The following is a 22,902-nucleotide window of genomic DNA, read 5'->3' as shown; positions in this document are numbered from 1 at the left end:
TCATGCTTCGGTTCCTTCGGCGCGCCGTCACGGTCCTTCTGATCGCAGCGTTGGTCCTCATCCCGGTCGCCGGCGGGCTCGCCGTGCAGACGCGGCCCTCGGTCGTGCTCTCGGCGCCGCCCGACGCCACCGCCGCCGCGCGCGCCCGCGATGTGGCGCGAACGTTCCGCGGCGTCGTCGGGCGCGGCGCGACGCGGGGCGACGTCACGGTCAGCCTCGCGGAGATCAACGCCGTCCTCGCCTCGCTCAGTCGGGTCAGCCCCGGTCTCGGCGGCGCGGGGTCGATCGCCGGCGATCAACTGACGCTGGAACTTTCGGCGGCGCTCTGGCCGGAAACGCTGTGGGCGAACCTCGATCTCCGCCTCGCCAGCTCGGACGACGGCCCGCGGGTTGTATCGGCCCGGATCGGCCATCTGCCGATCCCGCCGGCGGTCGTGGTGCCGGCCCTGCGACTGGCGCTCGACGCCTATCTCGGCGCGGGCCTTGGCGGGCAGCTGATCGACGCGGTCAAGCGGGTGCGGATCGGCGACGGCGAGATCTCGGTCGCCTTCGCCCTGGACGAGGCGGACCGCGCGGCGGTCTATCGCCAGGTGAAGAACCAGGTGCGCGCCTTCGCCGGCGGCACCGACGCCGACCGGATCCACGCCCATCTGCGCGCCATCGACCGCGCCGGGGACGAGCGGCGCCTGCCGCGCGGCGGATCGGTGCTGCCCTATCTGCGCCACGTCGCCGGCGCGGCGAAGGGAGATGATCCCGAGGAGCTGAAGGCGGCGCTGCTCGCCCTGACACTCTATTGCGGCGAGGATGCCTTCGGTCCGGCGGTCGGTGCCAGCCTCGGCCCGGGGATGCGCGGCAAGCGCAACAATTGCGATGGCACGACGCTCGGCGGGCGGGATGATCTGAAGCGGCATTTCATCGTCTCAGCCGGGATCTACGCCGCCCGTACCGGCACCATCGCCTTCGGCATGGGCGAACTGAAGGAGCTGCTGGACAGCAACGCGGGCGGCAGCGGCTTCAGCTTCGACGACATGGCGGCCGATCTCGCCGGCGCGCGTTTCGCACAAGCCCTGATCGAAACGCCGGCCGGGGACTGGCCCGCGCTTCTGGCCGGGATCGGCACCGAGGCGGACCTCATGCCATCCCTCGACGACCTGCCGAGCGGGCTGACGGAGGCGGAGTTCATCGAGCGTTTCGGCGACGTGGACAGCCCCGCCTACGCCGCCGAAATCGCCGAGATCAACCGCCGCCTCGACGCGATGCCGCTCTACGCGCCGCGCTAGAGCAATATCCAACCAGACGGAATCGTCTGGTGGCTAAGATATTGCGCTAAATCAAGACTCTAGAGCGGACGAGCCGGCGCGGCGCTCCTCAATGCTCTTGCTGGGCCAGCCAGGTTTCCATCTTCGCGATCTCGGCGGTCTGGGCGGCGATGATCCCTTCCGCGAGGGCGCGGATCTCGGGGTCGGTGCCGTACTGGAGCTCGGCCTTGGCCATTTCGATGGCTCCCTTGTGATGGCCGATCATCCCGCGCACGAAATCGACATCCGGCTCGCCGGTGAAGTCGATGGCCATCGCTTCGTGCATCGTTGCGTTGGCCGCCTCGAAGGCCGCGGTCGAGGGCGCGTTGCCGGCTGTCGAATCGGCGGAATGATCCATGGTCATGCCGTCGGCCGAGGCCGCGCCGGCGACAAACGACAGGAGCAGGACAAGACAGGCGATTCTGCGCATTCTTCCTCTCCTCACGCGATCTTGGCGGCTGGATAGCCGGCGGCTTCGACGGCGGCGAGAAGGCGCGCGGCTTCCGTCGCGCTTTCGACGGTGACCCGACCGGCGCGGAGATCGACCGCGACCGTCGCGGCGGGATCGACGCCGGTCAACGCCTTGCGCACCGCCGCCTCGCAATGCGCGCAGGTCATGCCTTCGACCTTCAGGGTTAGCATTCGTCTTCTCCTTCCAGGCGCGCCGGGGGAAAGCCGCGCGCGCGGCTACATGGTGGACGCATGACATCGCGCCCGCTGACCGGTCCTGCCTGCGAGCTGCCCAGATGGGAAGGTCAAGCGGATTTTTCGCGTCCCGCGGTCTTGACCTTCCCATCATGGGAGGCCCCATATGACAGAGGCACCCCTGCTAGGAGCCATGTCATGAGCAACATCAAATCGCCGTCAGTCGACCTCCGGATCGAGGGAATGACCTGCGCCTCCTGCGTCGGGCGGGTCGAACGCGCGCTGCGCGCGGTACCGGGCGTCGGGGAGGCGCAGGTGAACCTCGCCACCGGTCGGGCGCGGGTGACGCTGGCCGCGGCGGGCACCGGAACGCAGGCGCTGACCGAAGCCGTCGCCGCCGCGGGCTACGACGCGACGCCGGTCGTCGCCGACGCGATCCAACCGCCCGATTCCGCCGATGCGGCGGCCGGCGGCGAACGATGGCGGGCGCTGATCCTCGCGGCGGCGCTGACGTCGCCGCTCCTTGTCGTCGAGATGGGGGGGCATATCGTTCCGGCCCTGCATCATCGACTGCTGATGACCTTCGGCGAGACACCGCTCCGCGTCTTCCAGTTCGCGCTGGCGAGCGCGGTTCTGTTCGGACCGGGCCGCGGCTTCTTCGCCAAGGGCTGGCCCGCGCTGCGCCGCGGGGCGCCGGACATGAATTCGCTGGTGATGCTCGGCGCCGGCGCGGCCTGGGCCTATTCCACCGTCGCGACCTTCCTGCCCGGAACCCTGCCCGCCGGCGCGGACCATGTGTATTTCGAAGCCGCGGCGGTGATCGTGACGCTGATCCTGCTCGGCCGCTATCTCGAGACGCGGGCGCGGGGTCGGGCCAGCGCGGCGATCACCCGCCTGCTCGGGCTGAACGCACGGACCGCGCGGTTGCTGCGCGACGGCGCCGAAACCGATGTGCCGGTCGAGTCGCTGGCCGTCGGCGACGTGCTGCGTGTGCGGCCCGGCGAGAAGGTGCCGGTCGATGGCGTCGTGCTCGACGGCGGCTCCTGGGTCGACGAGGCGATGATCACGGGTGAACCGGTTCCCGTCGAAAAGGGCGCGGGCGCCGAGGTGATCGGCGGCACGATCAACCGTTCGGGCAGCTTCACCTATCGCGCGACGCGGGTCGGGTCGGAAACCCTGCTCGCCCAGATCGTGCGCATGGTCGAGGAGGCGCAGGCCGACAAGCTGCCGATCCAGGCTCTGGTCGACCGGGTGACCCTGTGGTTCGTGCCGGCGGTGATGGCGGCGGCGGTGGCGACGTTCCTCATCTGGCTCGCCTTCGGCCCAAGCCCCGCGCTTGCCATCGTCAACGCGGTCGCGGTGCTGATCGTCGCCTGCCCCTGCGCCATGGGCCTTGCGACACCGGTCTCGATCCTCGTCGGCTCCGGCCGGGCGGCGGAACTCGGCGCCCTCTTTCGGCGCGGCGCCGCGCTGCAGGGATTGAGCGGCGTGTCGGTCGTCGCCTTCGACAAGACCGGAACCCTGACCGAGGGCCGGCCGGTGTTGACCGACCTCGCGCTCGCCCCCGGCTTCGATCGGGCCGAAGTGCTCGGCCTGATCGCCGCGGTGGAGGCGCGTTCTGAGCATCCCCTGGCCGAGGCGATCGTCACGGCGGCGAAAGCCGGGGACCTCGCCCTGCCCGAGGTGGTGGATTTCCGCGCCGAGCCGGGCATGGGCGTGATCGCCACCGCTGCGGGCCGCCGGGTGGCCGTCGGGGCCGACCGCTACATGCGGGCGCTGGGCGTGGATCTCGGCACCTTCGGCGATACGGCGAACCGGTTGGCGGCGCTGGGTCGAACGCCGATCTACGCGGCGGTGGATGGCCGGCCGGCGGCGGTGCTGGCCGCCGCGGACCGGATCAAGCGGACCGCGCCGGCGGCGATCGCCGCGCTGCGCGACCTCGGCCTCGGCGTCGCGATGGTGACCGGCGACAATGCGCGCGCCGCGCGGGCGATCGCGGGGGAACTGGGCATCGACCAGGTGGTGGCCGAGGTGCTGCCCGCCGACAAGGTGGCGGCGGTGCGCGACCTGCGCGCGGGCGGCGCCCGCGTCGCCTTCGTCGGCGACGGGATAAACGACGCGCCGGCGCTGGCCGAGGCCGATGTCGGCATCGCCATCGGCACCGGCACGGATATCGCCATCGAGGCGGCGGACGTGGTGCTGATCTCGGGCGATCCGCGCAACGTCGAGGCGGCGATCGGCATCAGCCGGGCGACCATGAAGAATATCCGGCAGAACCTGTTCTGGGCCTTCGCCTACAATGTCGGGCTGATCCCGGTGGCGGCCGGCGTACTTTATCCCGCGTTCGGCGTGCTGATGTCGCCGGTCCTCGCCGCCGCGGCCATGGCGCTGTCGAGCGTCTGCGTGGTCGGCAACGCGCTGCGGCTGCGGCGCTATCGGTCCGCCGCCGCCGCGCCGATGCCCGAAGCCGAGGAGGCACTGGCATGAATATCGGCGAGGCCGCCGCCGCCTCGGGCGTGTCGGCGAAGATGATCCGCTACTACGAGAGCGTCGGGCTCATCCCCGCCGCCGCGCGGGGCGAAAACGGCTACCGCGTCTATGGCCCACGCGATGTGAGCACGCTTTCCTTCATCCATCGCGCCCGCAGGCTCGGCTTCTCGATGGCCCGGATCGAGCGGCTGGTCGATCTCTGGCGGAACCAGGGCCGGGCCAGCGCCGAGGTCAAGGCGATCGCCGAGGATCATATCCTCGAGCTTCGAAGCCGTGCCGAGGAACTGGCCGCGATGGCGCGCACGCTCGAGCATCTCGCGCGCTCCTGCCACGGCGACGCCCGGCCCGACTGTCCGATCCTCGAGGATCTCGCCGGCGTCGAGATGGAGCGCCAGGTCACGGCGGGAAAACTCCCGGAACCGAACGCCGCCGGCCTTGTTCGCTGAGCATGGTTGCAAAGCCGGGTCGCGGGGCCGCATACCTCTCGCAATGACCGAGGAGGAAGACCCCGTGACCGACCAGCCCGCCGTGCCTCTGCGTTCTCGCGCCTGGTTCGACAATCCGGGAAACCCGGACATGACCGCGCTCTATCTGGAGCGCTATCTCAACTACGGCCTCAGCCGCGAGGAACTGCAATCGGGCAAGCCGATCATCGGCATCGCCCAGACCGGGTCCGACCTCTCACCCTGCAACCGCCACCATATCGAGCTGGCGAAACGCGTGCGGGACGGCATCCGCGACGCCGGCGGCATCGCCATGGAATTCCCCGTCCACCCGATTCAGGAAACCGGCAAGCGGCCGACCGCCGGGCTCGACCGCAACCTCACCTATCTCGGCCTCGTCGAGGTGCTCTACGGCTATCCGATCGACGGCGTGGTGCTGACCATCGGCTGCGACAAGACCACGCCCGCGCTCTTGATGGCGGCGGCGACGGTGAACATCCCGGCGATCGCGCTCAGCGTCGGGCCGATGCTGAACGGTTGGTTCCGCGGCGAGCGCACCGGCTCGGGCACCATCGTCTGGAAGGCGCGCGAGCTGATGGCCAAGGGCGAGATCGATTATGCCGGCTTTCTCGACCTCGTCGCCTCCTCCGCGCCCTCGACCGGCTATTGCAACACCATGGGCACGGCGACGACGATGAATTCGCTGGCCGAGGCGCTGGGCATGCAATTGCCCGGCGGCGCCGCGATCCCCGCCCCGTACCGGGACCGCGGCGAGATGGCATGGCGCACCGGCATGCGCGCGGTGGAGATGGTGCGCGAGGATCTGAAGCCGTCCGACATCATGACCCGCGCGGCCTTCATCAACGCGATCCGCGTCAATTCCGCGATCGGCGGCTCGTCGAACGCGCCGATCCATCTCAACGCTATTGCTCGCCACCTGGGCGTGGAGCTCAGCATCGAGGACTGGCAGACCTATGGCGAGGAGATCCCGCTGCTCGTCAATCTGCAGCCGGCCGGCGAGTATCTCGGCGAGGACTATTATCACGCGGGCGGTGTGCCGGCGGTCTTCGGCCAGCTGATCGGCCAGGGGCTGATCGACGAGAGCGTGATGACGGTCAGCGGCAAGACCGTCGGCGAGGTCTATCGCGGGGCGGTGACTCTCGACGAGAACGTCATCCGCCCCTTCGATCGGCCGCTGAAGGAGCACGCGGGCTTTCGCGTTCTGACCGGCAACGTGTTCCATTCCGCCGTGATGAAGATGAGCGTCATCAGCCCGGAATTCCGCGACCGCTATCTCAGTCATCCCGACCATCCGGGGCGGTTCGAAGGCCGCGCGGTGGTGTTCGACGGGCCCGAGGACTATCACGCGCGGATCGACGATCCGGCGCTCGCCATTGACGAGAACTGCCTGCTTTTCATGCGCGGCGCGGGGCCGAAGGGCTATCCCGGCGCGGCCGAGGTGGTGAACATGCGCGCGCCCGACTATCTGCTGCGTCGGGGCGTGGCGAGCCTCGTCTGCGTCGGCGACGGGCGGCAGTCCGGTACATCCGGCAGTCCCTCGATCCTGAACGCCAGCCCGGAGGCGGCGTCCGGCGGCGGGCTCGCGCTCATCCATACCGGCGATCGGGTCTTGCTGGACCTGAAGGCCGGGCGGCTCGACCTGCTGGTTGACGAGGTGGAGCTGGTGCGCCGACGCGCGGCGCTCGGGGCGGAAGGCGGCTATCGCTATCCCGCGCACCAGACCCCGTGGCAGGAAATCCAGCGCGGCCTTGTCGGCGAGCTCGAAACCGGCGCCGTGCTGGAACCGGCGGTGAAATACCAGCGCCTCGCCCAGACCAAGGGTATCCCCCGCGACAACCACTAGTTTTGCCGGCGGTCGGTCGGCCGGAATTTTCGCGAATCTGGTAGGACCAGACTTGCGCGCTGACCGCGGATGTCCGACAACTTGGGGAAAACACCCGGGAGGAAGACGTCCAAATGCAGACCATCAAGGGTCCCGCCCTGTTCCTTGGGCAGTTCGCGGGCGACGTCCCGCCGTTCAACAGCTGGGACGCGATCACCAGATGGGCCGCCGATCAGGGCTATGTCGGGGTGCAGGTGCCGGCCTGGGCGGGCCAGCTGATCGACCTCGGCAAGGCGGCGGCGTCCAAGACCTATTGCGACGAGTTCAAGGGCGTCGCGGCGGCGAACGGCGTCGAGGTGACGGAGCTTGCGACCCATCTTCAAGGCCAGCTCGTCGCGGTGCACCCGGCCTATGACGAGGCGTTCGACGGCTTCGCCGCGCCCGACGTGCGAGGCAATCCCAAGGCGCGGCAGGCCTGGGCGGTCGAGCAGGTGAAGGCCGCGCTGACCGCCTCGCGCAACATGGGGCTGAGCGCGATGGCGACCTTTTCCGGCTCGCTCGCCTGGCCCTATGCCTATCCCTGGCCGCAGCGGCCGGCGGGCCTGGTCGAGGCGGCGTTCGACGAGCTCGCCCGACGCTGGGCGCCGATCCTCGACCATGCCGAGGAGATGGGCGTCGATGTCTGCTACGAGATCCACCCGGGCGAGGATCTGTTCGACGGGACGACCTACGAGATGTTCCTCGACCGGGTCGGCGGCCACGCCCGCGCGAACATGCTTTACGACCCGTCGCATTACGTCCTGCAGTGCCTCGACTATCTCGACAATATCGACATCTATCACGAGCGGATCCGCATGTTCCATGTGAAGGACGCGGAGTTCAATCCGACCGGGCGGCAGGGTGTCTATTCCGGTTATGCCGGCTGGGTGAACCGGGCCGGGCGGTTCCGCAGCCCCGGCGACGGGCAGGTCGATTTCGGCGCCGTCTTCTCGAAACTGACCGCCCACGGCTTCAAGGGATGGGCGGTGGTCGAATGGGAATGCGCGCTGAAGCATCCCGAGGATGGCGCGCGCGAAGGCTCGGACTTCGTGCGCCAGCACATCATCCGCGTCACCGAGAAGGCCTTCGACGATTTCGCCGCCGGCGGCGCGGACGAGGCGGCGAACCGGCGCATGCTCGGCCTGAGCTGAGGGAGAACGAGAATGACGGACCAGAAACCGCCGCGCATCCGCCTCGGCATGGTGGGTGGCGGCAAGGACGCCTTCATCGGCGCCGTCCACCGGATCGCGGCGCGCATCGACGACCAATACGAACTGGTGGCCGGCGCTCTCTCCTCGACGCCGGAACGGGCGCGGGAGTCGGGGCGCGTGCTCGGCCTTGCCGACGACCGCGTCTATGACGATTTCGTCGCCATGGCCCAGCGCGAAGCGCGGCGCCGGAACGGCATCGAGGCGGTGGCGATCGTCACTCCGAACCACATGCACGCCCCGGCCGCGCGCGAATTTCTGAAGCGCGGCATCCATGTGATCTGCGACAAGCCCCTGACCGGGACGCTTGCCGAGGCGAAGAAGCTCGCCAAGGTCGCGGCGGCGTCGGACGCGCTCTTCATCCTCACCCACAATTACACCGGCTATCCGATGATCCGTCAGGCGCGGGCGATGGTGGCCGAGGGATTGCTCGGACCGGTCCGCGTGGCGCAGGTGGAATATGCCCAGGACTGGCTGGCGACCGCGCTGGAGGAAAGCGGCCAGAAGCAGGCGGGCTGGCGCACGGATCCCGCCCGGTCCGGGGCCGGCGGCTCGACCGGCGATATCGGCACCCATGCCTTCAATCTCGTGAGTTTCGTCACCGGCCTGACGCTCGATGCGCTCGCCGCCGATCTCCAGGCCTTCGTGCCGGGGCGCAAGCTCGACGACAACGGCCATGTTCTGCTGCGGTTCGAGGGTGGGGCGCGCGGCATGCTCTGGTGCAGCCAGGTGGCGCCCGGCTGCGAGAACGCGTTGCGCTTGCGGGTCTATGGCGAGAAGGGCGGCCTTGAATGGGCGCAGGAGGATCCGAACTACCTCTGGTACACGCCGCTCGGTGAGCCGAAGCGGCTGCTCACCCGCGGCGGCGCCGGGGCCGGGCCGGAGGCGGCGCGGGTCAGCCGGACGCCGGGCGGCCATCCCGAGGGCTATCTCGAAGGTTTTGCCAATATCTATGCCGAGGCCGCGCGCGCGATCCTCGCCCGCCGCGCGGGGGCGCCGATCCCGGCCGACGTGACCTATCCCACGATCGAGGATGGCGTCGCCGGCGTCGCTTTCGTCGAGGCCTGCGTCCGGTCCTCCGCCAGGAACAGCGCCTGGGTCCGGCTGTGACGCGAGGTCAGGGCCGTGATCGCGCCGCCTGAAGCGAAGTCCGATCCGGCCGAGCCGCTCCAGAGTTTTGAGTTTTCGCAATATCTTAAACACCGAACGATTCCGTCCGGTTGGATATTGCTCTAGACCGGCGCGACGGCGGCCGTTGCGAAATGGCTGGCCTGTGTCACCAGACGCAGCGGGATCAGGGCCGGGGGCGGGGTCCGGCGCGGGACTCCCCGTTCGGGCAGCACTGCGATCAGCCGTTCGGCGAGCGCGGCCCCCGCGGCGTCGAGATCGGTGTCGAAATGCGTCAGCCGCGGTGACAACATCCGGTTGTCGACGATCGGCGAGGTGCTGACCAGCGCCACGTCGCGGCCCACCCGCAAGCCGAGTTCCGCGAGGTCGCCATAGAGCCCGGCGGCGATGCCCTCATGCCCGGCGAGAACCGCCGTCGGCGCCGCGGCGTCGGTGAAGGCCGCGCGCCCCTCGGCGGTCAACCGGGCGCCGAGCGTGCGCAGCACCACCGCCGCCTCCGTCGGAACCCCTTGCCGCGCCAGTTCGCCCCGGAAGGCCTCGACCAGCAGATCCTCGTAGTTCATCCGCGGCTCGCTCAGCGCCAGCGCGAAGCGGCGATGTCCGGCGCGGAGGAAGAGACGGGCGGATTCAGCCGCCGCGAACTCGAAATCGAAATCGACCCAACTCTCGGGGGCGCAGCCGGCGCTGCGCCCGAGCGAGACATGCTCGACGCCGCTCGCGCGCAGATAGGCGAGCCGCGGATCGCAGGCCGTGGTGTGATTGATGATCACCGCGTCGGCGATGCGCCGCGACACGATGCGCCGCAGACATTCGAGCGCGTCTTCGTCGGGACCGCTGAACAGCACGACGAGATCGAGTTCGACCTCGCGCAGCCCGCGTCGGCAGCCTTCGAGCAAGGCGAAAAGGCCGCCGTCGGTCTGCGCGCCGGCTCCGGCGGTTGGAATCACCACTGCGACGATACCGGTGCGACCCTTGCGCAGGCTGCGGCCCGACTGGTCGGGCACGTAGCCCGTGCGCCGCGCCGCTTCCTTTACCCGCGCGCGGGTGTCGTCATTGACATCGGGGCGATTGTTGAGCGCCCGCGACACCGTGCCGATCGACAGATTCAGTTCCCGTGCGAGCAGACGGATTCCCATGCCTTCCTCCCTAGAACGCCGGTCTACGCCTTTTGTCTTGCTATGCGGCATTCGCGGCGTCTTGGCAATCCAAACTAATCGCATAGCGGAATCATCTGTCCGCTTCAGTCAACCGCTCATCAGTCACCGGCGGTGAGTCGCCGGACGCGCTATCCGTCGTGCGATCATTCTGTCACGCAAGCGTAACGCAGGGCGTGATTTCTTGACGACAAGCGCAGGGCCGGGGGAAAATCGATGACGCAGCCAGCGACGACCGATCAAAGGGACATTTTCGATTCGCCGGCAAAGGGCGAGCGGTTCGTCATGATCGGCGATCCCGAAGCCGCCGAGGGGCTGGCGATCCTGAAGGCGATCGCGAAGAAGATCGGCGACAAGCACGCTCCGCACAAACTGTCCGAGATCCCGTCCGGCACGACCTATCTCACCCAGTTCGCGGTGCATGACCTCGATTTCCTGACCCGCGAGGGCACCGCCGAGGAAAGCCTGCTCGACCTCGCGCTCATCTATGGCGACGGGCCGCGTCACGACGCCTTCTGCTATCAGGTGCCGACCGAGCCGGGCGGTACGCGCTACCTGCTGCGCCTCGGCCGGACCCGCCCGACCGCGACCTCGCCGGCCTGGGGCGCGGCGCGCGACCTGCCGCGCGAATCCTGCCCGCATCTCGATGCCAAGGGCGTCGATACCAAGAGCGAGGTGCTGGTCCCGAACAGCTTCTCGGACAACAACGCGCTCCTCGCGCAGATGCAGACCGTCTGGGCACTGGCACACAACGCCTTCGCCGGCTCGCTGGTCGAGATGATGGGCGCGCGTCAGGCATTCGAGATGGCCCGCGAGATCACCCGCGGCATCTATCGCGACGCGGTCCGCAACGACGTGCTCGGCGTCTGGCTGAAACCGGACCTTCGCGCGCGCTTCGTCGACGCGGGCGGCCCCGGCTTGCGTCGGCGCCGGGCGCCGCGCGAGTTCATGGCGGGCGTCGGCCGGCTGGGCCACGGCCTGATCCGCGAGATCTACCAGCTGAACGACCTCCGGCCAGTGACGGGTCTGCGCGACATCCTCCGCCACACCTCTTCGGGCCGCCCGAGCTACATGCCGCTGACCGAGGACTGGCTGGTCGATTTCTCGCGCTTCTTCGCCATCGGGCCGGACGCGCCGCAGTTCGCGCGCGCCCTCGGTCCGCACGTGGCGCGGCCGATCGCCACCGGCGCGGGGCTCGCGGCGGGCGATCCGCCGGGCGACAGCATCGTGCTGCGCGACCTGCTCGCCTGCTCGCGAGGGGATCTCTGCTCGGTGAAGACGCTGATCGCCCGGGCCGCCGAGCGGCATCCCGGCGCGTTCGCCGGCTGCTTCGCCGGGGACGAGGACCGATGGACCGGCGTGCTGCGCGGCTGGCTGACCGAGGCGCTGCGCGAGGCGAAGCTCGACGAAGGCATCGCCGAGGCGATGGCCCGGAATCCGCCGCTGACGCTGTTCCTGATGATCGAGGCGGACGCGGATACCGACGGCAAGACGCTCGGCGCGCTCGGCTCGATCATCATGGGCGAGACCTTGTCCGCCGCGCTGCCCGACAGGCGCGACGATCCCGCCGTCGAGGAGGCGCGCGCACAGCTCTTCCAGGGGCCCGCGCCGAGCACCATGGCCGAGCTCATCCGCTTTCTGCAGCGGCACTACAAGTTCGCGGAAGGCGCCAGACTGCATGCCAAGGACCCCAAGGCCCCGGCCGCGGCCGCGGCTGCGAAAACCAGAACCGGAGAGACCAGAATGTTCGATACGAATGCTCCGTCCAGTTCCGCGCCGAAGCTCATCTCCCGCATCGAGGTGGCGGATTTCATCGAAATGGGCCGGCTCATCGCACAATGGAGCGTCGATCCGGCGACCCGGCCGCGCGATGTCGCCGAACTCAAGGACCAGATGGAGGGCATCGCCACCGTGCCCGAGCGGATCAAAAATGTCGAGTTTGTCCAGAGCACGCTCGAAACCCTGGTGCTGCGGCTGCCGGTGAAGGAAATGCTCGAGGAAAGCCTCGATCGCATGTCCGATCCGGAGGCGCCGGCGGGCCAGTATCCCTTGCCGCAATTCTACGCGGATCACTATCGCCCGGGCTTCGGCCCGGTGATGTCGCCGCTCGACACCCTGCTCGCAAGGGTTGGCGACTACACGATCGCCCAGTGCCGCTAGTCGAAGCCGGGGTCGGGCAGAGGCTGGAGCGCCGCGGGGGGCCGGTATCCCCTCCCGCGCGCGGCCGTCGCCCGACCCCACCTTCGAGGCCGCGGAGGTGGGGACACCGTCCCGCCCACGGGCTCCGACGCAGACCGATCGCGTCCGGTTTGCTTTCTCCCTGACCAAGACTGGCGGCTGGTTATCCAGCCGCCTTTTTTGTCTCGATCACGGCCTGTTTCAGCCGCTTGCGCAACTCCGCCCGGATGTCGTCCGCCCGGATCGGGAAGCAGCCCATGAACCAGTCGATCACATCCTCGTCGCGCGGGTTCGGCGCGCCGACCCAGTCGCCCCGTGCGAGATTGAGGAAGGTCTTCATCGACCGGCCGGCGGCGGCGGGCTCGCCCAAGGCGATCTGGCTGGCGGCGGCCCAGGCCGGCAGGTTGATGATCGCGTCCCCTGCCACCTCGGCGGCGTCCACCGCCGCCTCGTATTCGCCGCAGAGATAGAGCGCGACCGCGATATAGCCCTGCGCGGCCCGGGAATAGCGCATGCCGAAGGCCCGTGCCTGCGCCACCAGCCCGCGGCTCTGGTCGAACTCCCCCGCGAAGGCGAAGCCGAGCGCGGCGGAGACGATGGTCCAGGGATCATTCTCGTTGAGGTCGAGCGCCAGGTCGAGATGGCTGAGCGCCGCCGAATGCGCCCGCGAGATCGCATGCGCCCAGGATCGCGAAAGATGCGTCCGGCTGTCGAGCGGATCGAGCATGACGGCGCGCGAGGTCAGTCGCAGCGATTCCTCGAGCACCTCGGCGCGCCGAAGCCGGCCGGGAAAGACGATCGGACCCGAATTCAGGATCTGCGCCAGCGCCACCATGGCGGGTGCGAAGGTCGGCGTCGTCTCGATCAGGTCGCGCAGGATGCGCTCGGCCCGGTTCTCGTCGTCCGACCGCCATTCGCCCATCAGCGCCTGGGCCTGCATCCAGAGCTCGTATTTGCGGCCCATCGGCGTCGAGAGCTCGCGCGTGCTCTGCAACCGCGCGACCGAGAGATGCACATTGAGCGCGACCGCGAGATTGCGCAGCGCCGTGCGGTGCAGCACCGCCATGCCGTCGAGCGTCGCGGTGTAGCGTTCGGCCCAGACGCAGCGGCTGTCGCTCTGGTCGACCAGCATCATGGCGACGACGATGCCGTCGTCCCGCACATGCAGGGTAATTCGCAGGAAATAGGCGCGATAGGTCGGCGGCGTCGGCCCGCCATGCTCGCCGTCGATGACCAGCCAGTCGCGGAACCGCGACAGCGCCGCGATCATCTCGTCGCGAAAGATCGAGCCGAAATAGGCGTAGTCGGCGGGCAGTTGCGCCTGCCCCTGGGTGCGGTCCACCACGATGGCGATCGGCGCCAGCAGATCCTCGGTCGCGACCGGCGCCGGCGCGGGCTGCGGATTGCCCTGCTTGATCGCGACATAGAGCGTCTGGGTCTGTTCCGAGGGCTCGACATCCAGCTCCTCGTCCAGCACCTGCCAGAGCCGCTCATAGACGCGCATCGCCTGCGCGGTATCGCCCTGGGCCATATGCGCCTGCATCGCGGCGCGGGCGGCGGCCTCGTGCGTCGGATCGGTCCGCAGAAGCGATTCCGCCAAGGCGAGGCGCCGGGCACCGTCGGTGGCGGCGATGAGCGCGGCTTCGAGCCGCGCGAGCAGCTGCGATCCCAGCCGCTCGCGCTGCACCGCGAGCCACAGGTTGAAGTCCGGGTCGAGATCGTCGAGATCGGCGAACAGCCGCCCGAGGTCGGGACCGTCGGCGTGCGACGTGGTGGGTGGGGCACCGGCTTCGGCCGCCTCGATCGCATCGAGAATATCGACCCGCACCGGCCGGGTCAGGCGCAGGCTGTTGCGGTCGGCCTCCACCAGATCCTCGGCCGGGCCGAGGTCGAGCTTCAGCCGGCGCAGCGTCTGGCGCAGCGCGGCGCGGCCGTGCTCGCCGCCGGAATCGCTCCAGAGCAGGGCGGCGATCCGTTCGCGGCTTTCCGAGCGGGTGGATTGCAGGGTGAGATAGGTGAGGATCGCCAGCGATTTGCGGCTGGAAAGCATCAGCTCGCGCCCATCCACCAGCAGTCGCATGGTGCCGGCGGTGGTCAGGAAGATCGCGCGGGGCGGGTTCTCGGCGTTCACATCAGGTCCGCCTCTGTCCCGGGCGCGCCGCGCGTCGCCCGCGCCGCGCCGCCCGGCATCGGCCGGAGGCCCGGCACGAAGACCTTCGCCACGTGCAGCGGCGCCGCGGCCGGACCTTCGAGATCGGCGACCGTGACCTCGTGCCCGAGTGTCGCGAGATGCGCGGTCAGATCGTCGAGCCCGGCGATCGACGGACCCTCGCCGGCCGCGGCCGGCAGCGGCGAGAAGGCGTCGAACGCGTCGGGATCGAGTGCTGCGCGGCGGAGCGGGCCTTCGTCGCTTCCGGTGTCGCGACCCTGGGCCAGCCGGTGCCGGGCCAGTTCCAGCGCCATCTCCATCTGCAGCAGCTCGATCATCGCGCCCTGGACCGCGAGGCGCGGGCAAAGCCCGGCCTTGAGGCCGAAGGCGAGGCCGTTGCCGCCCGGGTCGCGCGACAGCGCGCAGACGACGGTGATTCCGGTCGGCGAGGCCAGATCGAGAAAGGTGGTCGGCCGGCCGGGCGCGACCGCGCCGGCGCGCATGCGGGCGAGATCGGCGGCGGCGGGCGCGGTCGGTACGGCGTCGAGCGCCCTCGGCCGCCGGCCCTCCATCCACCAGGCGAAGGCCGCGTCCCGCTCGATCAGCTCGAGCAGTCCGGCGAGCCGCGCCGCCGCGCGATCCGGTCCCGCGCCGAGCCCGAGGCTGCGCGGCGGCGCCTCGGCCGCGCGGTTCGCGTCGAAGCCGGTGTCGAAATGGATCGCCGATGCCGGCACCACGACCTGACGGCCGCGGGTCAGATTGACCGCGGCGACGCGGGCCGAGCTCCCGGCGTCGGCCGTCCAGATGCGATCAATGGCCGGATCCGCCGGGCCGTCGGCGAGACAGGGTTCCGTGACCTGCGCCAGCACTTCCGCTGCCTCGCCGGCGAGGCGCGCCGCCGCCTCGGTCAGGTCGCGCCCGCCGCCACCGACCGGAACGCCGCGGCAGGCGCCGCCGAGATAGGCGAAGCCGGGCGCGGCGGCGTTCGGCAGGGTCATCACCCAGTCGAGTGCCCGCAGCGAGGGCAACAAGAGCGCGGCCTCCCGCGACGGGCCGAGCGCCTCGCACAGTCGGAGAACGCTCCGCGGAAATGCGACAGGGGATGGCGCTTCGAGCGTCATTGCGCGGTCCGAATAACTGCCCTGATGGCTCACGGACTTCTTAACGTGAATTAACCATCAAGCACAGGCCTTTTGTCCGCTTCCGGAAACAGCGTCGACCGGCACTCGTCTGATTTCAGTCTAGCCTGTCCTGGCTCAGCGTGTAAATCACCGACCCGACGAGCACCAGCGCGGCGAAGAAGAGAAAGATCGCCGCGTATCCCGAAGCGGGCACCGCCTCCGGCCGGCCCTCGGCGGCCGCGAAGAGCCGCCCGCTCGCGATCTGCAGCAAGCCGGCGCCGCCAATTCCCATCAGGTTGACCAGGGTCACGCCGCGCCCCGCGAGATGATGCGGAAAGAAGGCGCGCCCATGCGCCATGATCATCGGATAGGAGGCGCCGAAGAAGCCGACCCCGGCGAGGAGCAGCGCCGAGCGGCCGGGGCTCGCCGCCGGCCACAGGGCGAGCAGCCCGAGGCAGGAAGCGACGGCGAGATTGCCACCCACGATCACCCACTTGCGCGTGCCGAGCAGCCGGTCGAGCGGGCCATAGGCGAAGTTCCCGAGCACCATGGCGAGCGCCATCCACAGGGTCAGCACGCCGATCCGCGCATCGTCGAGCCCGAAGACATCGGCGAAATAGGGTCCGGCCCAGAGGCCGCGGATGCCCGCCGCCGGCCCGTAGCAGACCAGCATCAGCGGGACCATCACCCAGAGCGCCGGCTGGCGCAGCAGCGCTACGAACCCGGTCTGTTCAGCGTCGCTCGGCGGCGGGGGTCCGGGGTCATGGATGAGGGCGAGCAGCGCCGCGCCGACGACGAGCGTGGCGGCCGCGACGATCCAGATCGCCGCGCGCCAGCCGAACGCGTCCGCCGCCCAGGTCAGCGGCGCCGCGGCGGCGAGATTGCCGGCCGAGCCGATGCCGATGAGCAACCCGGCGAGGCTGGCGAACATCGCCGGCGGATAGACCCGTGCGAAGATATAGAGCGCCGCCATCAGCACGGGCGCGCAGCCGACGCCGATCAGCGCCATCGCGAGCACGATCCCTTGTGGCGAGGTCGCCGTGGCGAAGGCCGCCGCCCCGCCGGCGCCGCCGAGGATGAAGAGATAGCCCGCCGTTCGCCGCGGCCCGACCCGGTCGAGCAGCAGGCCGACCGGGATCTGCATCGCCGCGAAGACCGCGAACCAGAGACCGGAGGCGAGGGCCAGATCCTCCGGCGAGGCGCCGAGCTCGCGCTTCAGGGTCGGCGCGAGCACGGCGAGGAAGGCGCGGTAGAACTGGCTGAGCACATAGCCGAGAACAAGCGCTGCGAAGCCGGCGCGCATGCTGGCCGCCGCGCGCCCGGCAGGGCCTGCCATCGTGGCACGTGACATCGTCTTCCCCCCGGCCTTTCGCGCTCTATTCCGCCGCGACGCGGTAGTGGTAGGCGCCGGCTTCGGCCATGCCAAGGCGCTGATAGAGCGTCACGGCCGGCAGATTGGCCCGCCCGACGGCGAGGGCGAGGGTCGCGGCGCCCTCGGTCGCGGCCCAGCGGCCGGCGGCGCGAACCAGCCGCGCGCCGAGACCGCGGCGCCGGGAGGTGGGATCGATCACCACCGAATGGACCATCGCGATGGCACCCCCGGCATCGGCGTGGATATCGGCGAAGGCGCAGCCCGCCGGCCGATCGCCGTCGCGGACGAGCAGCCAGACCTTCGGCGCCGGCGCCCGGTCCATCACCGCGCGCCGGCCGGCGCCGATGCCGTTCGCCTGCCAGAGCTCGATCATCCGCGCGAGCGGCGCGGCGCAGCGCACCGTCCCCCAGTCCGGCCCGGCCCCGCCAAGCTCCGCCGCCGGCGCGGCGAGGATCAGGTTCGGCCCCTCGACCGCGTAGCCGCGCGCCGCGAGGGCGGCGTCGAGCGTCTCCTCGCCCGGCCGGATCATGAACCGCGGCGGCTGCCCCATGCCGCGCATTCCCGTCTCGGCCGCGTCGAACGCGTCGGCCAGATCGACGAGCGCGCCGTCGAGGGTCGCCGCCGAGGCGCGGCCGCCGCCGCCCCCGCCGCGGCGCAGGGTCCAGCAACCGAGCCGCTGGATCTCGACCGCCGGCCAGCAGGCGCCGAGCGCTTCGAACATCGCCGTCGGATCGGCGGGTCGCGGTCCGGGGGTGGCGGAACCGGGCATGGGCTACTCCCGCGGGGCGGCGGCGCGCATCGCGGACAAGGTCTGGCGCGGGGTCAGGCTCTCGGTATCGATCACCAGTTCCAGCACCGCGCCGCTCCGGCTTGCCTGTGCGCGGGCGAAGGCGTCGGGAAAATCGGCGGTACGGGTCACCCGCTCGGCATGGGCGCCATAGGCACGGGCGAGGGCGACGAAATCCGGGTTGACGATGTCGGTGAAACTGACCCGCCCCGGATAGGTCCGCTCCTGATGCATGCGGATCGTGCCATAGCTCGCGTTGTTGACGATGAGCACGATCGGCCAGGCGCCGGTCTGCAGCGCCGTGCCGAGTTCCTGCGACGTCATCTGGAAATCGCCGTCGCCGGCCAGCGCGACCACCATCCGCTCGGGGAAGGCGATCTTCGCGGCGATCGCCGCCGGTACGCCATAGCCCATGGCGCCCGACTGTGGTCCGATCAGCCGCCGGCGGCCGCGGAAGGGGAAATGCTTGTTGGTCCAGATCGCGAAATTGCCGGCGCCGTTGGTCAGGATCGCATCGTCGGGCAGGGTCGCGTCGAGATGCCGCGTGACCTCCCCCATGTCGAGCGCGCCGGGCTGTGGCGGGGTCGCGAGGCTCGTCTCCCAGGCGGCGTGCGCGGTCTCGGTCCGGCCGGCCCAGGCGCTCGCATCGACCCGGATCCCGGCGAGGAGCGGCATCAGCGCGTCGGGATGCGCCACGATCGGCAGATCGGCGGTATGGACACGGTTCAATTCGGTGTCCGAAGCATGGGCATGGACCAGTGTCGCCGGCATCCGCGGCACCGGGAAGAGCGCGAACCCGTCGGTCAGGATCTCGCCAAAGCGCGGTCCAAGTGCGAGGATCAGGTCGGCCTCGCGCATCAGCGCCCTGACCGCTGGCGTCTTGCCGAGGCCGGCGTCGCCGGCGTAGCTCGGGCTGGAATTGTCCAGCAGATCCTGCCGGCGGAAGGCCGTCAGCACCGGCAGGCGGTTCGCCTCCGCGAAGGCGCGCAGCCCCGCGCGCGCCGCCTCGCCCCAGCCGCCGCCGCCCGCCAGCACCAGCGGCGCCCGCGCACCGGCCAGCAGCCGCGCGATCTCGGCCAGGTCCGCGGTCGAGGGCGCGGGCGTCGGGATCCGCACGGCGGGTCCGGCGACGGCGTTGGTCGGCGCGGTCAGCACATTCTCGGGCAGGGCGACCACCACCGGCCCGGGCCGCCCGCTCCGGGCGGCGGCGAAGGCGCGGGAGACGATCTCGGGCACGCGGTCCGCCGCCTCGATCTCGGTCGCCCATTTGGCCAGCGGCCCGAAGGCGGCGCGATAGTCGATCTCCTGGAACGCCTCGCGCTCCTTCATGTCGGTGCCAACCTGGCCGACGAACAGGATCATCGGCGCCGAATCCTGCCGCGCGGTATGCACGCCGATCGCCGCGTTGGTCGCTCCCGGGCCGCGGGTGACAAAGCAGACGCCGGGCGCGCCGGTCAGCTTGCCCCAGGCCGCCGCCATGAAGGCCGCGCCGCCCTCCTGCCGGTTCGGCACCATGCGGATCGGCGTGTCGAGCAGCGCGTCGAGCACGGCGAGATAGCTCTCGCCCGGCACGCCGAACGCCGTCGTCACCCCCTGCGCCAGCAGGCAGTCGACCAGAAGACGCGCGCCGGTTGTCATCGCCTGTCCGCCTCCGTTTCGTCGAAGACCAATCACATTTCCCCGCGCTTGGGTAGGGAGCGCCCGCGCCCCTCCCGCGGGGTCCGCCGCCTAGCCGCTCGCGGCTTCGCGCAGCTCTTCGAGGCGCAGCCATTCCTCCTCGGCGGCGGCCAGCGCCTCCTGCCGGGCGACGAGCGCGGCGCTCGCCCTGGCGAACTTGTCGGGGTCGCGCGCGAAGAGGTTCGGGTCGGCGAGCAGGGTTTCGAGCTTGGCGATCTCGCCCGTGACGCGGTCGATCTCGGCCGGCAGCGCTTCCAGCCGATGCGCCTGGGTGAAGCTGAGCTTGGCGGCGGCCTTCGGCGCCGGCTTCTCCGCCGGTTTCGCCCGCGTCCGTTCCGCCGCGGCGGGCGCCTCCGGCTCCGACAATGCCCGCTGCGCGCGATAGTCGCTCCAGCCGCCGGCATAGACCACCGCCGCGCCGTCGCCCTCCATCGCGATGGTCGTCGTCGCCACCCGGTCGAGGAAGTCGCGGTCATGACTGACGAGAAGAACGGTGCCGCCGTAGTCGTCGATCAGCTCCTGCAGCAGATCGAGCGTCTCGACGTCGAGATCGTTGGTCGGCTCGTCGAGGATCAGCAGGTTCGAATCGCGTGCCATCAGCCGCGCGAGCAGCAGCCGCGCCCGCTCGCCGCCCGACAGCGCCGAGACCGGCCCGCGCGCCTGCGCCTCGGCGAACAGGAATTCCTTGAGATAGCCGACGACGTGCCGGGGCTTGCCGCGCACCATCACCTGATCGTTGCGGCCCGAGACGCCGAGCGTCGCGTCGCCGGTCAGCGTGTCCCAGAGGCTCGCCGCCGGATCGAGCGCCGCCCGGTTCTGGTCGAACACCGCCGGGATCAGATTGACGCCGAGCCGCACGGACCCCTCGTCGGGCGCGAGCTCCCCGGTCAGGAGATTGAGCAGCGTCGTCTTGCCGACCCCGTTCGGCCCGACCAGGGCCACGCGCTCGCCGCGCTGGACGCGCAGCGAGAAGTCGCGGACGATCTCCCGCCCGCCGAAGCGCTTCGCGACGCGTTCGGCCTCCACCACCAGCTTGCCGGAACGGGTCGCGCTTTCGAAATCCATCCGCGCCGCGCCCTGCCGCGCGATCTGTGCCCGGCGTTCGGCCCGCATGTCGGCCAGCCGCCGCACCCGGCCCTGGTTGCGCTTGCGCCGCGCCGAGATGCCCTCGACCGCCCAGCGGCCTTCGGCCTTGATCAGCCGGTCGAGCTTGTGCCGCGCCTGATCCTCCTCCTCGAAGGTCCGGTCGCGCCATTCCTCGAAGGCGGCGAAACCGCGGTCGAGGCGGCGGACCTCGCCGCGGTCGACCCAGAGCGTCCGGTCGGTCAGATGCCGCAGGAACGCCCGGTCGTGGCTGATGACGACGAAAGCCGTCCGCGTCTCGCGCAGCCAGTCCTCGAGCCAGGCGATCGCGGTGATGTCGAGATGGTTGGTCGGCTCGTCGAGCAGCATGAGATCCGGCGCCTCGGCGAGGATCCGTGCCAGCGCCGCGCGTCGCCGCTCGCCGCCCGAGGCCGCCGCCGGATCGAGGCCGGGGTCGAGCTTCACCCCCTCCATCGCCATGTCCACCCGCCAGGCCTCGGCGGGATCGACCGCCTGCCCGGCATAGGCGCCGAGCGTGGCGAAGCCGGCGAAGTCCGGATCCTGCGCCATATAACCGACCCGCAGCCCGGGCCGCAGGAACCGGCTGCCGCTGTCCGGCTCGATCAGCCCGGCCATCAGCTTCATCAGCGTCGACTTGCCCGAGCCATTGCGCCCGACAAGCGCGATCCGCTCGCCCGGATGCGCGGCGAGGGCGACATTCTCGAACAGGGGCGCCCCCCCGAAGGTGAGGCCGATGTCGGTCAGGGTCAGGATCGGAGGCTCGGCCATGATCGCCCCGCCTAAGGGCGCGTCCCGGCGCCGTCAAGCGGGCTTCGGGCCGGTCGCGGAGGTTTTGGCGGGCGGGTTCTGGCGCCTTTTCAGATAGATGCCACCGAAACACTGGCCGCGCCGGGGCAAGCCGCTTGCGCCCGCCGCGCCGCGGCGTCTAGGTTCGTGACGGACGTCATCGACCGGGGTTCGCCATGTCGCCTTTCAGCGCCCTCCTGCGTGCCACCGCGCCGCCGCCGGTGATGGAGGCGCGGCGCTGGGTCGCCGATACCCGCTTTCCGCCGGAGCGGCCGCTGCTCAACCTCAGCCAGGCCGCGCCGGTCGAACCGCCGCCCGAATCGCTGCGCGCCGCGATGGCCGGGATGGTGCTCTCCGAGCCCGACACGCATCTCTATGGCCCGGTGCTCGGCCTGCCGGAACTTCGCGCCGAGATCGCCGGCCGCTGGAGCATGCAATATGGCGGGGCGATCCACCCGGAGGACGTGGCGATCACGGCGGGCTGCAACATGGCCTTCTGCGCCGCGCTCGCCACCCTCGCTGTGCCGGGCGACGCCATCCTGCTGCCGGTGCCCTGGTACTTCAATCACAAGATGTGGTGCGATACCGTCGGCGTCGAGGCGATCCCGCTGCCCTGCCGCCCCGACATGACGCCCGATCCGGAGGCCGCGCGCCGGCTGATCGGGCCGCGGGTCAAGGCGATCGTGCTCATCAGCCCGAACAACCCGACCGGCGCGGAATACCCGGCCGGGCTCGTCGCCGAATTCGCCGGCATCGCCCGCTCCGCCGGCGCGGCGCTGATGCTCGACGAGACCTATCGCGACTTCGACTCGCGTGAGGGGCGCGCGCATGACCTCTTCACCGATCCCGACTGGCGGGACGTGCTGATCCATCTCTATTCCTTCTCCAAGGCCTTCCGCCTGACCGGCCATCGCACCGGCGCGATCATCGCCGCGCCCGACCGGCTGGCCGAGGTCGAGAAATTCCTCGATTCCGTCGCGATCTGCGCCCCGACACTCGGCCAGAAGGCGGCGACCTGGGGCCTGCGCCACCTCGGCCCCTGGGTCGCGGGCGAGCGCGCCGAGATCCTGCGCCGCCGCGCCGCGATCACCGCCGGCCTCGCCACGCTGCCCGGCTGGCGTCTGCTCGGCTGCGGCGCCTATTTCGCCTATGTCGAGCATCCGTTCGACCTGCCCTCCGACCGCCTCGCCAAGGCGATGGTCGAGAGCCAGTCGCTGCTGGTCCTGCCCGGAACCATGTTCGGCCCCGCGCCGGAGAAGGGCGGCTCGACCGGTTTCGGTCGCCAGTTGCGTCTCGCCTTCGCCAACATGGACGCCGATGGGCTCGCCACCGTGACCCGCCGCCTCGCCGCGCTGACCGCCGATCCGGCGTTGGCGAAGCGGGCCGAGGCGCCCCTTGCCACCCCGATGGCCAGCGCCTAAAACCGCGCCCTGATCCCACGCGGTCCCCGCGCGGGAGCGAGAGGGATGCCCGATCCGCC

The 22,902-nt window shown here is 70.5% G+C and carries 17 protein-coding genes; 8 read left to right on the top strand and 9 right to left on the bottom strand.

The genetic code is table 11. The features are described 5' to 3' along the window. Positions 1-2 precede the first annotated feature (2 nt). On the top strand, positions 3-1,280 hold the full coding sequence (locus Q0480_RS05990) for a hypothetical protein (RefSeq protein WP_299131474.1): 1,278 nt from the start codon (positions 3-5) through the stop codon (positions 1,278-1,280). 88 nt (positions 1,281-1,368) lie between these two features. Here the strand turns inward: Q0480_RS05990 and Q0480_RS05985 are convergent, their stop codons facing one another. Both Q0480_RS05985 and Q0480_RS05980 read right to left on the bottom strand, forming a co-directional pair. After that, positions 1,369-1,728 (bottom strand): DUF305 domain-containing protein, encoded by a 360-nt coding sequence (locus tag Q0480_RS05985; RefSeq protein ID WP_299131473.1) that lies wholly within the window; start codon positions 1,726-1,728, stop codon positions 1,369-1,371. Positions 1,729-1,739: 11 nt separating this feature from the next. Then, entirely contained in the window at positions 1,740-1,940 is a 201-nt protein-coding gene (locus tag Q0480_RS05980; RefSeq protein ID WP_299131472.1) for a heavy-metal-associated domain-containing protein, read from the bottom strand. Positions 1,941-2,141: 201 nt separating this feature from the next. Between Q0480_RS05980 and Q0480_RS05975 the strand changes: the two genes are divergently transcribed. The 5 genes from Q0480_RS05975 (at position 2,142) to Q0480_RS05955 (ending at position 9,076) form a co-directional block, all read left to right on the top strand. After that, entirely contained in the window at positions 2,142-4,430 is a 2,289-nt protein-coding gene (locus Q0480_RS05975) for a heavy metal translocating P-type ATPase (protein WP_299131471.1), read from the top strand. Then, positions 4,427-4,879 (top strand): Cu(I)-responsive transcriptional regulator, encoded by a 453-nt coding sequence (cueR, locus tag Q0480_RS05970; protein ID WP_299131470.1) that lies wholly within the window; start codon positions 4,427-4,429, stop codon positions 4,877-4,879. Before Q0480_RS05975 ends, cueR begins: the two co-directional genes overlap by 4 nt. A gap of 64 nt (positions 4,880-4,943) precedes the next feature. Next, positions 4,944-6,740, top strand: a complete 1,797-nt coding sequence (locus tag Q0480_RS05965; RefSeq protein ID WP_299131469.1) for an IlvD/Edd family dehydratase — start codon at positions 4,944-4,946, stop codon at positions 6,738-6,740. Positions 6,741-6,853: 113 nt separating this feature from the next. Beyond that, positions 6,854-7,909, top strand: a complete 1,056-nt coding sequence (locus Q0480_RS05960) for a sugar phosphate isomerase/epimerase (RefSeq protein ID WP_299131468.1) — start codon at positions 6,854-6,856, stop codon at positions 7,907-7,909. A 12-nt stretch (positions 7,910-7,921) separates the two neighbouring features. Continuing rightward, positions 7,922-9,076, top strand: a complete 1,155-nt coding sequence (locus Q0480_RS05955) for a Gfo/Idh/MocA family oxidoreductase (protein ID WP_299131467.1) — start codon at positions 7,922-7,924, stop codon at positions 9,074-9,076. A 122-nt stretch (positions 9,077-9,198) separates the two neighbouring features. On the opposite strand, the gene Q0480_RS05950 is transcribed toward Q0480_RS05955, so the two are convergent. Continuing rightward, on the bottom strand, positions 9,199-10,230 hold the full coding sequence (locus Q0480_RS05950; protein ID WP_299131466.1) for a LacI family DNA-binding transcriptional regulator: 1,032 nt from the start codon (positions 10,228-10,230) through the stop codon (positions 9,199-9,201). A gap of 234 nt (positions 10,231-10,464) precedes the next feature. On the opposite strand from Q0480_RS05950, the gene Q0480_RS05945 reads away from it, so the two are divergent. Then, positions 10,465-12,408, top strand: coding sequence for a hypothetical protein (locus Q0480_RS05945; RefSeq protein WP_299131465.1), 1,944 nt, complete (start codon positions 10,465-10,467; stop codon positions 12,406-12,408). Between the two features lie 181 nt (positions 12,409-12,589). On the opposite strand, the gene Q0480_RS05940 is transcribed toward Q0480_RS05945, so the two are convergent. The 6 genes from Q0480_RS05940 to Q0480_RS05915 all read right to left on the bottom strand — a co-directional run bounded on the left by Q0480_RS05940 (position 12,590) and on the right by Q0480_RS05915 (position 21,404). After that, on the bottom strand, positions 12,590-14,557 hold the full coding sequence (locus Q0480_RS05940) for a BTAD domain-containing putative transcriptional regulator (protein ID WP_299131464.1): 1,968 nt from the start codon (positions 14,555-14,557) through the stop codon (positions 12,590-12,592). After that, entirely contained in the window at positions 14,554-15,606 is a 1,053-nt protein-coding gene (locus Q0480_RS05935; protein ID WP_299131463.1) for a YcaO-like family protein, read from the bottom strand. Before Q0480_RS05935 ends, Q0480_RS05940 begins: the two co-directional genes overlap by 4 nt. Positions 15,607-15,811: 205 nt before the next feature. Further along, positions 15,812-16,999 (bottom strand): MFS transporter, encoded by a 1,188-nt coding sequence (locus Q0480_RS05930; RefSeq protein WP_299131504.1) that lies wholly within the window; start codon positions 16,997-16,999, stop codon positions 15,812-15,814. 73 nt (positions 17,000-17,072) lie between these two features. Continuing rightward, complete coding sequence (locus Q0480_RS05925; RefSeq protein ID WP_299131462.1) at positions 17,073-17,837, bottom strand: N-acetyltransferase; 765 nt, start codon at positions 17,835-17,837, stop codon at positions 17,073-17,075. A gap of 3 nt (positions 17,838-17,840) precedes the next feature. Next, positions 17,841-19,493 carry a thiamine pyrophosphate-dependent enzyme gene (locus tag Q0480_RS05920; RefSeq protein WP_299131461.1) on the bottom strand — a complete coding sequence of 551 codons (1,653 nt, stop codon included), beginning with the start codon at positions 19,491-19,493 and terminating at the stop codon, positions 17,841-17,843. 90 nt (positions 19,494-19,583) lie between these two features. Further along, positions 19,584-21,404 (bottom strand): ATP-binding cassette domain-containing protein, encoded by a 1,821-nt coding sequence (locus Q0480_RS05915; protein ID WP_299131460.1) that lies wholly within the window; start codon positions 21,402-21,404, stop codon positions 19,584-19,586. A gap of 194 nt (positions 21,405-21,598) precedes the next feature. Here Q0480_RS05915 and Q0480_RS05910 point away from each other — a divergent pair, with 194 nt between their 5' ends. Next, positions 21,599-22,843, top strand: coding sequence for an aminotransferase (locus tag Q0480_RS05910; RefSeq protein ID WP_299131459.1), 1,245 nt, complete (start codon positions 21,599-21,601; stop codon positions 22,841-22,843). The last annotated feature ends 59 nt before the right edge of the window (positions 22,844-22,902 follow it).

The sequence above is a fragment of the uncultured Amaricoccus sp. genome (assembly GCF_937891315.1).
In the GTDB taxonomy this organism is placed as follows: Bacteria; Pseudomonadota; Alphaproteobacteria; order Rhodobacterales; family Rhodobacteraceae; genus Amaricoccus.
This window is presented reverse-complemented; position numbering and strand designations above follow the sequence as displayed.

Excerpts from the sequence above, each read along its gene's own strand:
- Q0480_RS05990 (WP_299131474.1), top strand. The coding sequence starts at position 3 with ATGCTTCGGTTCCTTCGGCGCGCCGTCACGGTCCTTCTGATCGCAGCG.
- Q0480_RS05985 (WP_299131473.1), bottom strand. The coding sequence starts at position 1,728 with ATGCGCAGAATCGCCTGTCTTGTCCTGCTCCTGTCGTTTGTCGCCGGC.
- Q0480_RS05980 (WP_299131472.1), bottom strand. The coding sequence starts at position 1,940 with ATGCTAACCCTGAAGGTCGAAGGCATGACCTGCGCGCATTGCGAGGCG.
- Q0480_RS05975 (WP_299131471.1), top strand. The coding sequence starts at position 2,142 with ATGAGCAACATCAAATCGCCGTCAGTCGACCTCCGGATCGAGGGAATG.
- cueR (WP_299131470.1), top strand. The coding sequence starts at position 4,427 with ATGAATATCGGCGAGGCCGCCGCCGCCTCGGGCGTGTCGGCGAAGATG.
- Q0480_RS05960 (WP_299131468.1), top strand. The coding sequence starts at position 6,854 with ATGCAGACCATCAAGGGTCCCGCCCTGTTCCTTGGGCAGTTCGCGGGC.
- Q0480_RS05955 (WP_299131467.1), top strand. The coding sequence starts at position 7,922 with ATGACGGACCAGAAACCGCCGCGCATCCGCCTCGGCATGGTGGGTGGC.
- Q0480_RS05950 (WP_299131466.1), bottom strand. The coding sequence starts at position 10,230 with ATGGGAATCCGTCTGCTCGCACGGGAACTGAATCTGTCGATCGGCACG.
- Q0480_RS05945 (WP_299131465.1), top strand. The coding sequence starts at position 10,465 with ATGACGCAGCCAGCGACGACCGATCAAAGGGACATTTTCGATTCGCCG.
- Q0480_RS05930 (WP_299131504.1), bottom strand. The coding sequence starts at position 16,999 with ATGCGCGCCGGCTTCGCAGCGCTTGTTCTCGGCTATGTGCTCAGCCAG.
- Q0480_RS05925 (WP_299131462.1), bottom strand. The coding sequence starts at position 17,837 with ATGCCCGGTTCCGCCACCCCCGGACCGCGACCCGCCGATCCGACGGCG.
- Q0480_RS05920 (WP_299131461.1), bottom strand. The coding sequence starts at position 19,493 with ATGACAACCGGCGCGCGTCTTCTGGTCGACTGCCTGCTGGCGCAGGGG.
- Q0480_RS05915 (WP_299131460.1), bottom strand. The coding sequence starts at position 21,404 with ATGGCCGAGCCTCCGATCCTGACCCTGACCGACATCGGCCTCACCTTC.
- Q0480_RS05910 (WP_299131459.1), top strand. The coding sequence starts at position 21,599 with ATGTCGCCTTTCAGCGCCCTCCTGCGTGCCACCGCGCCGCCGCCGGTG.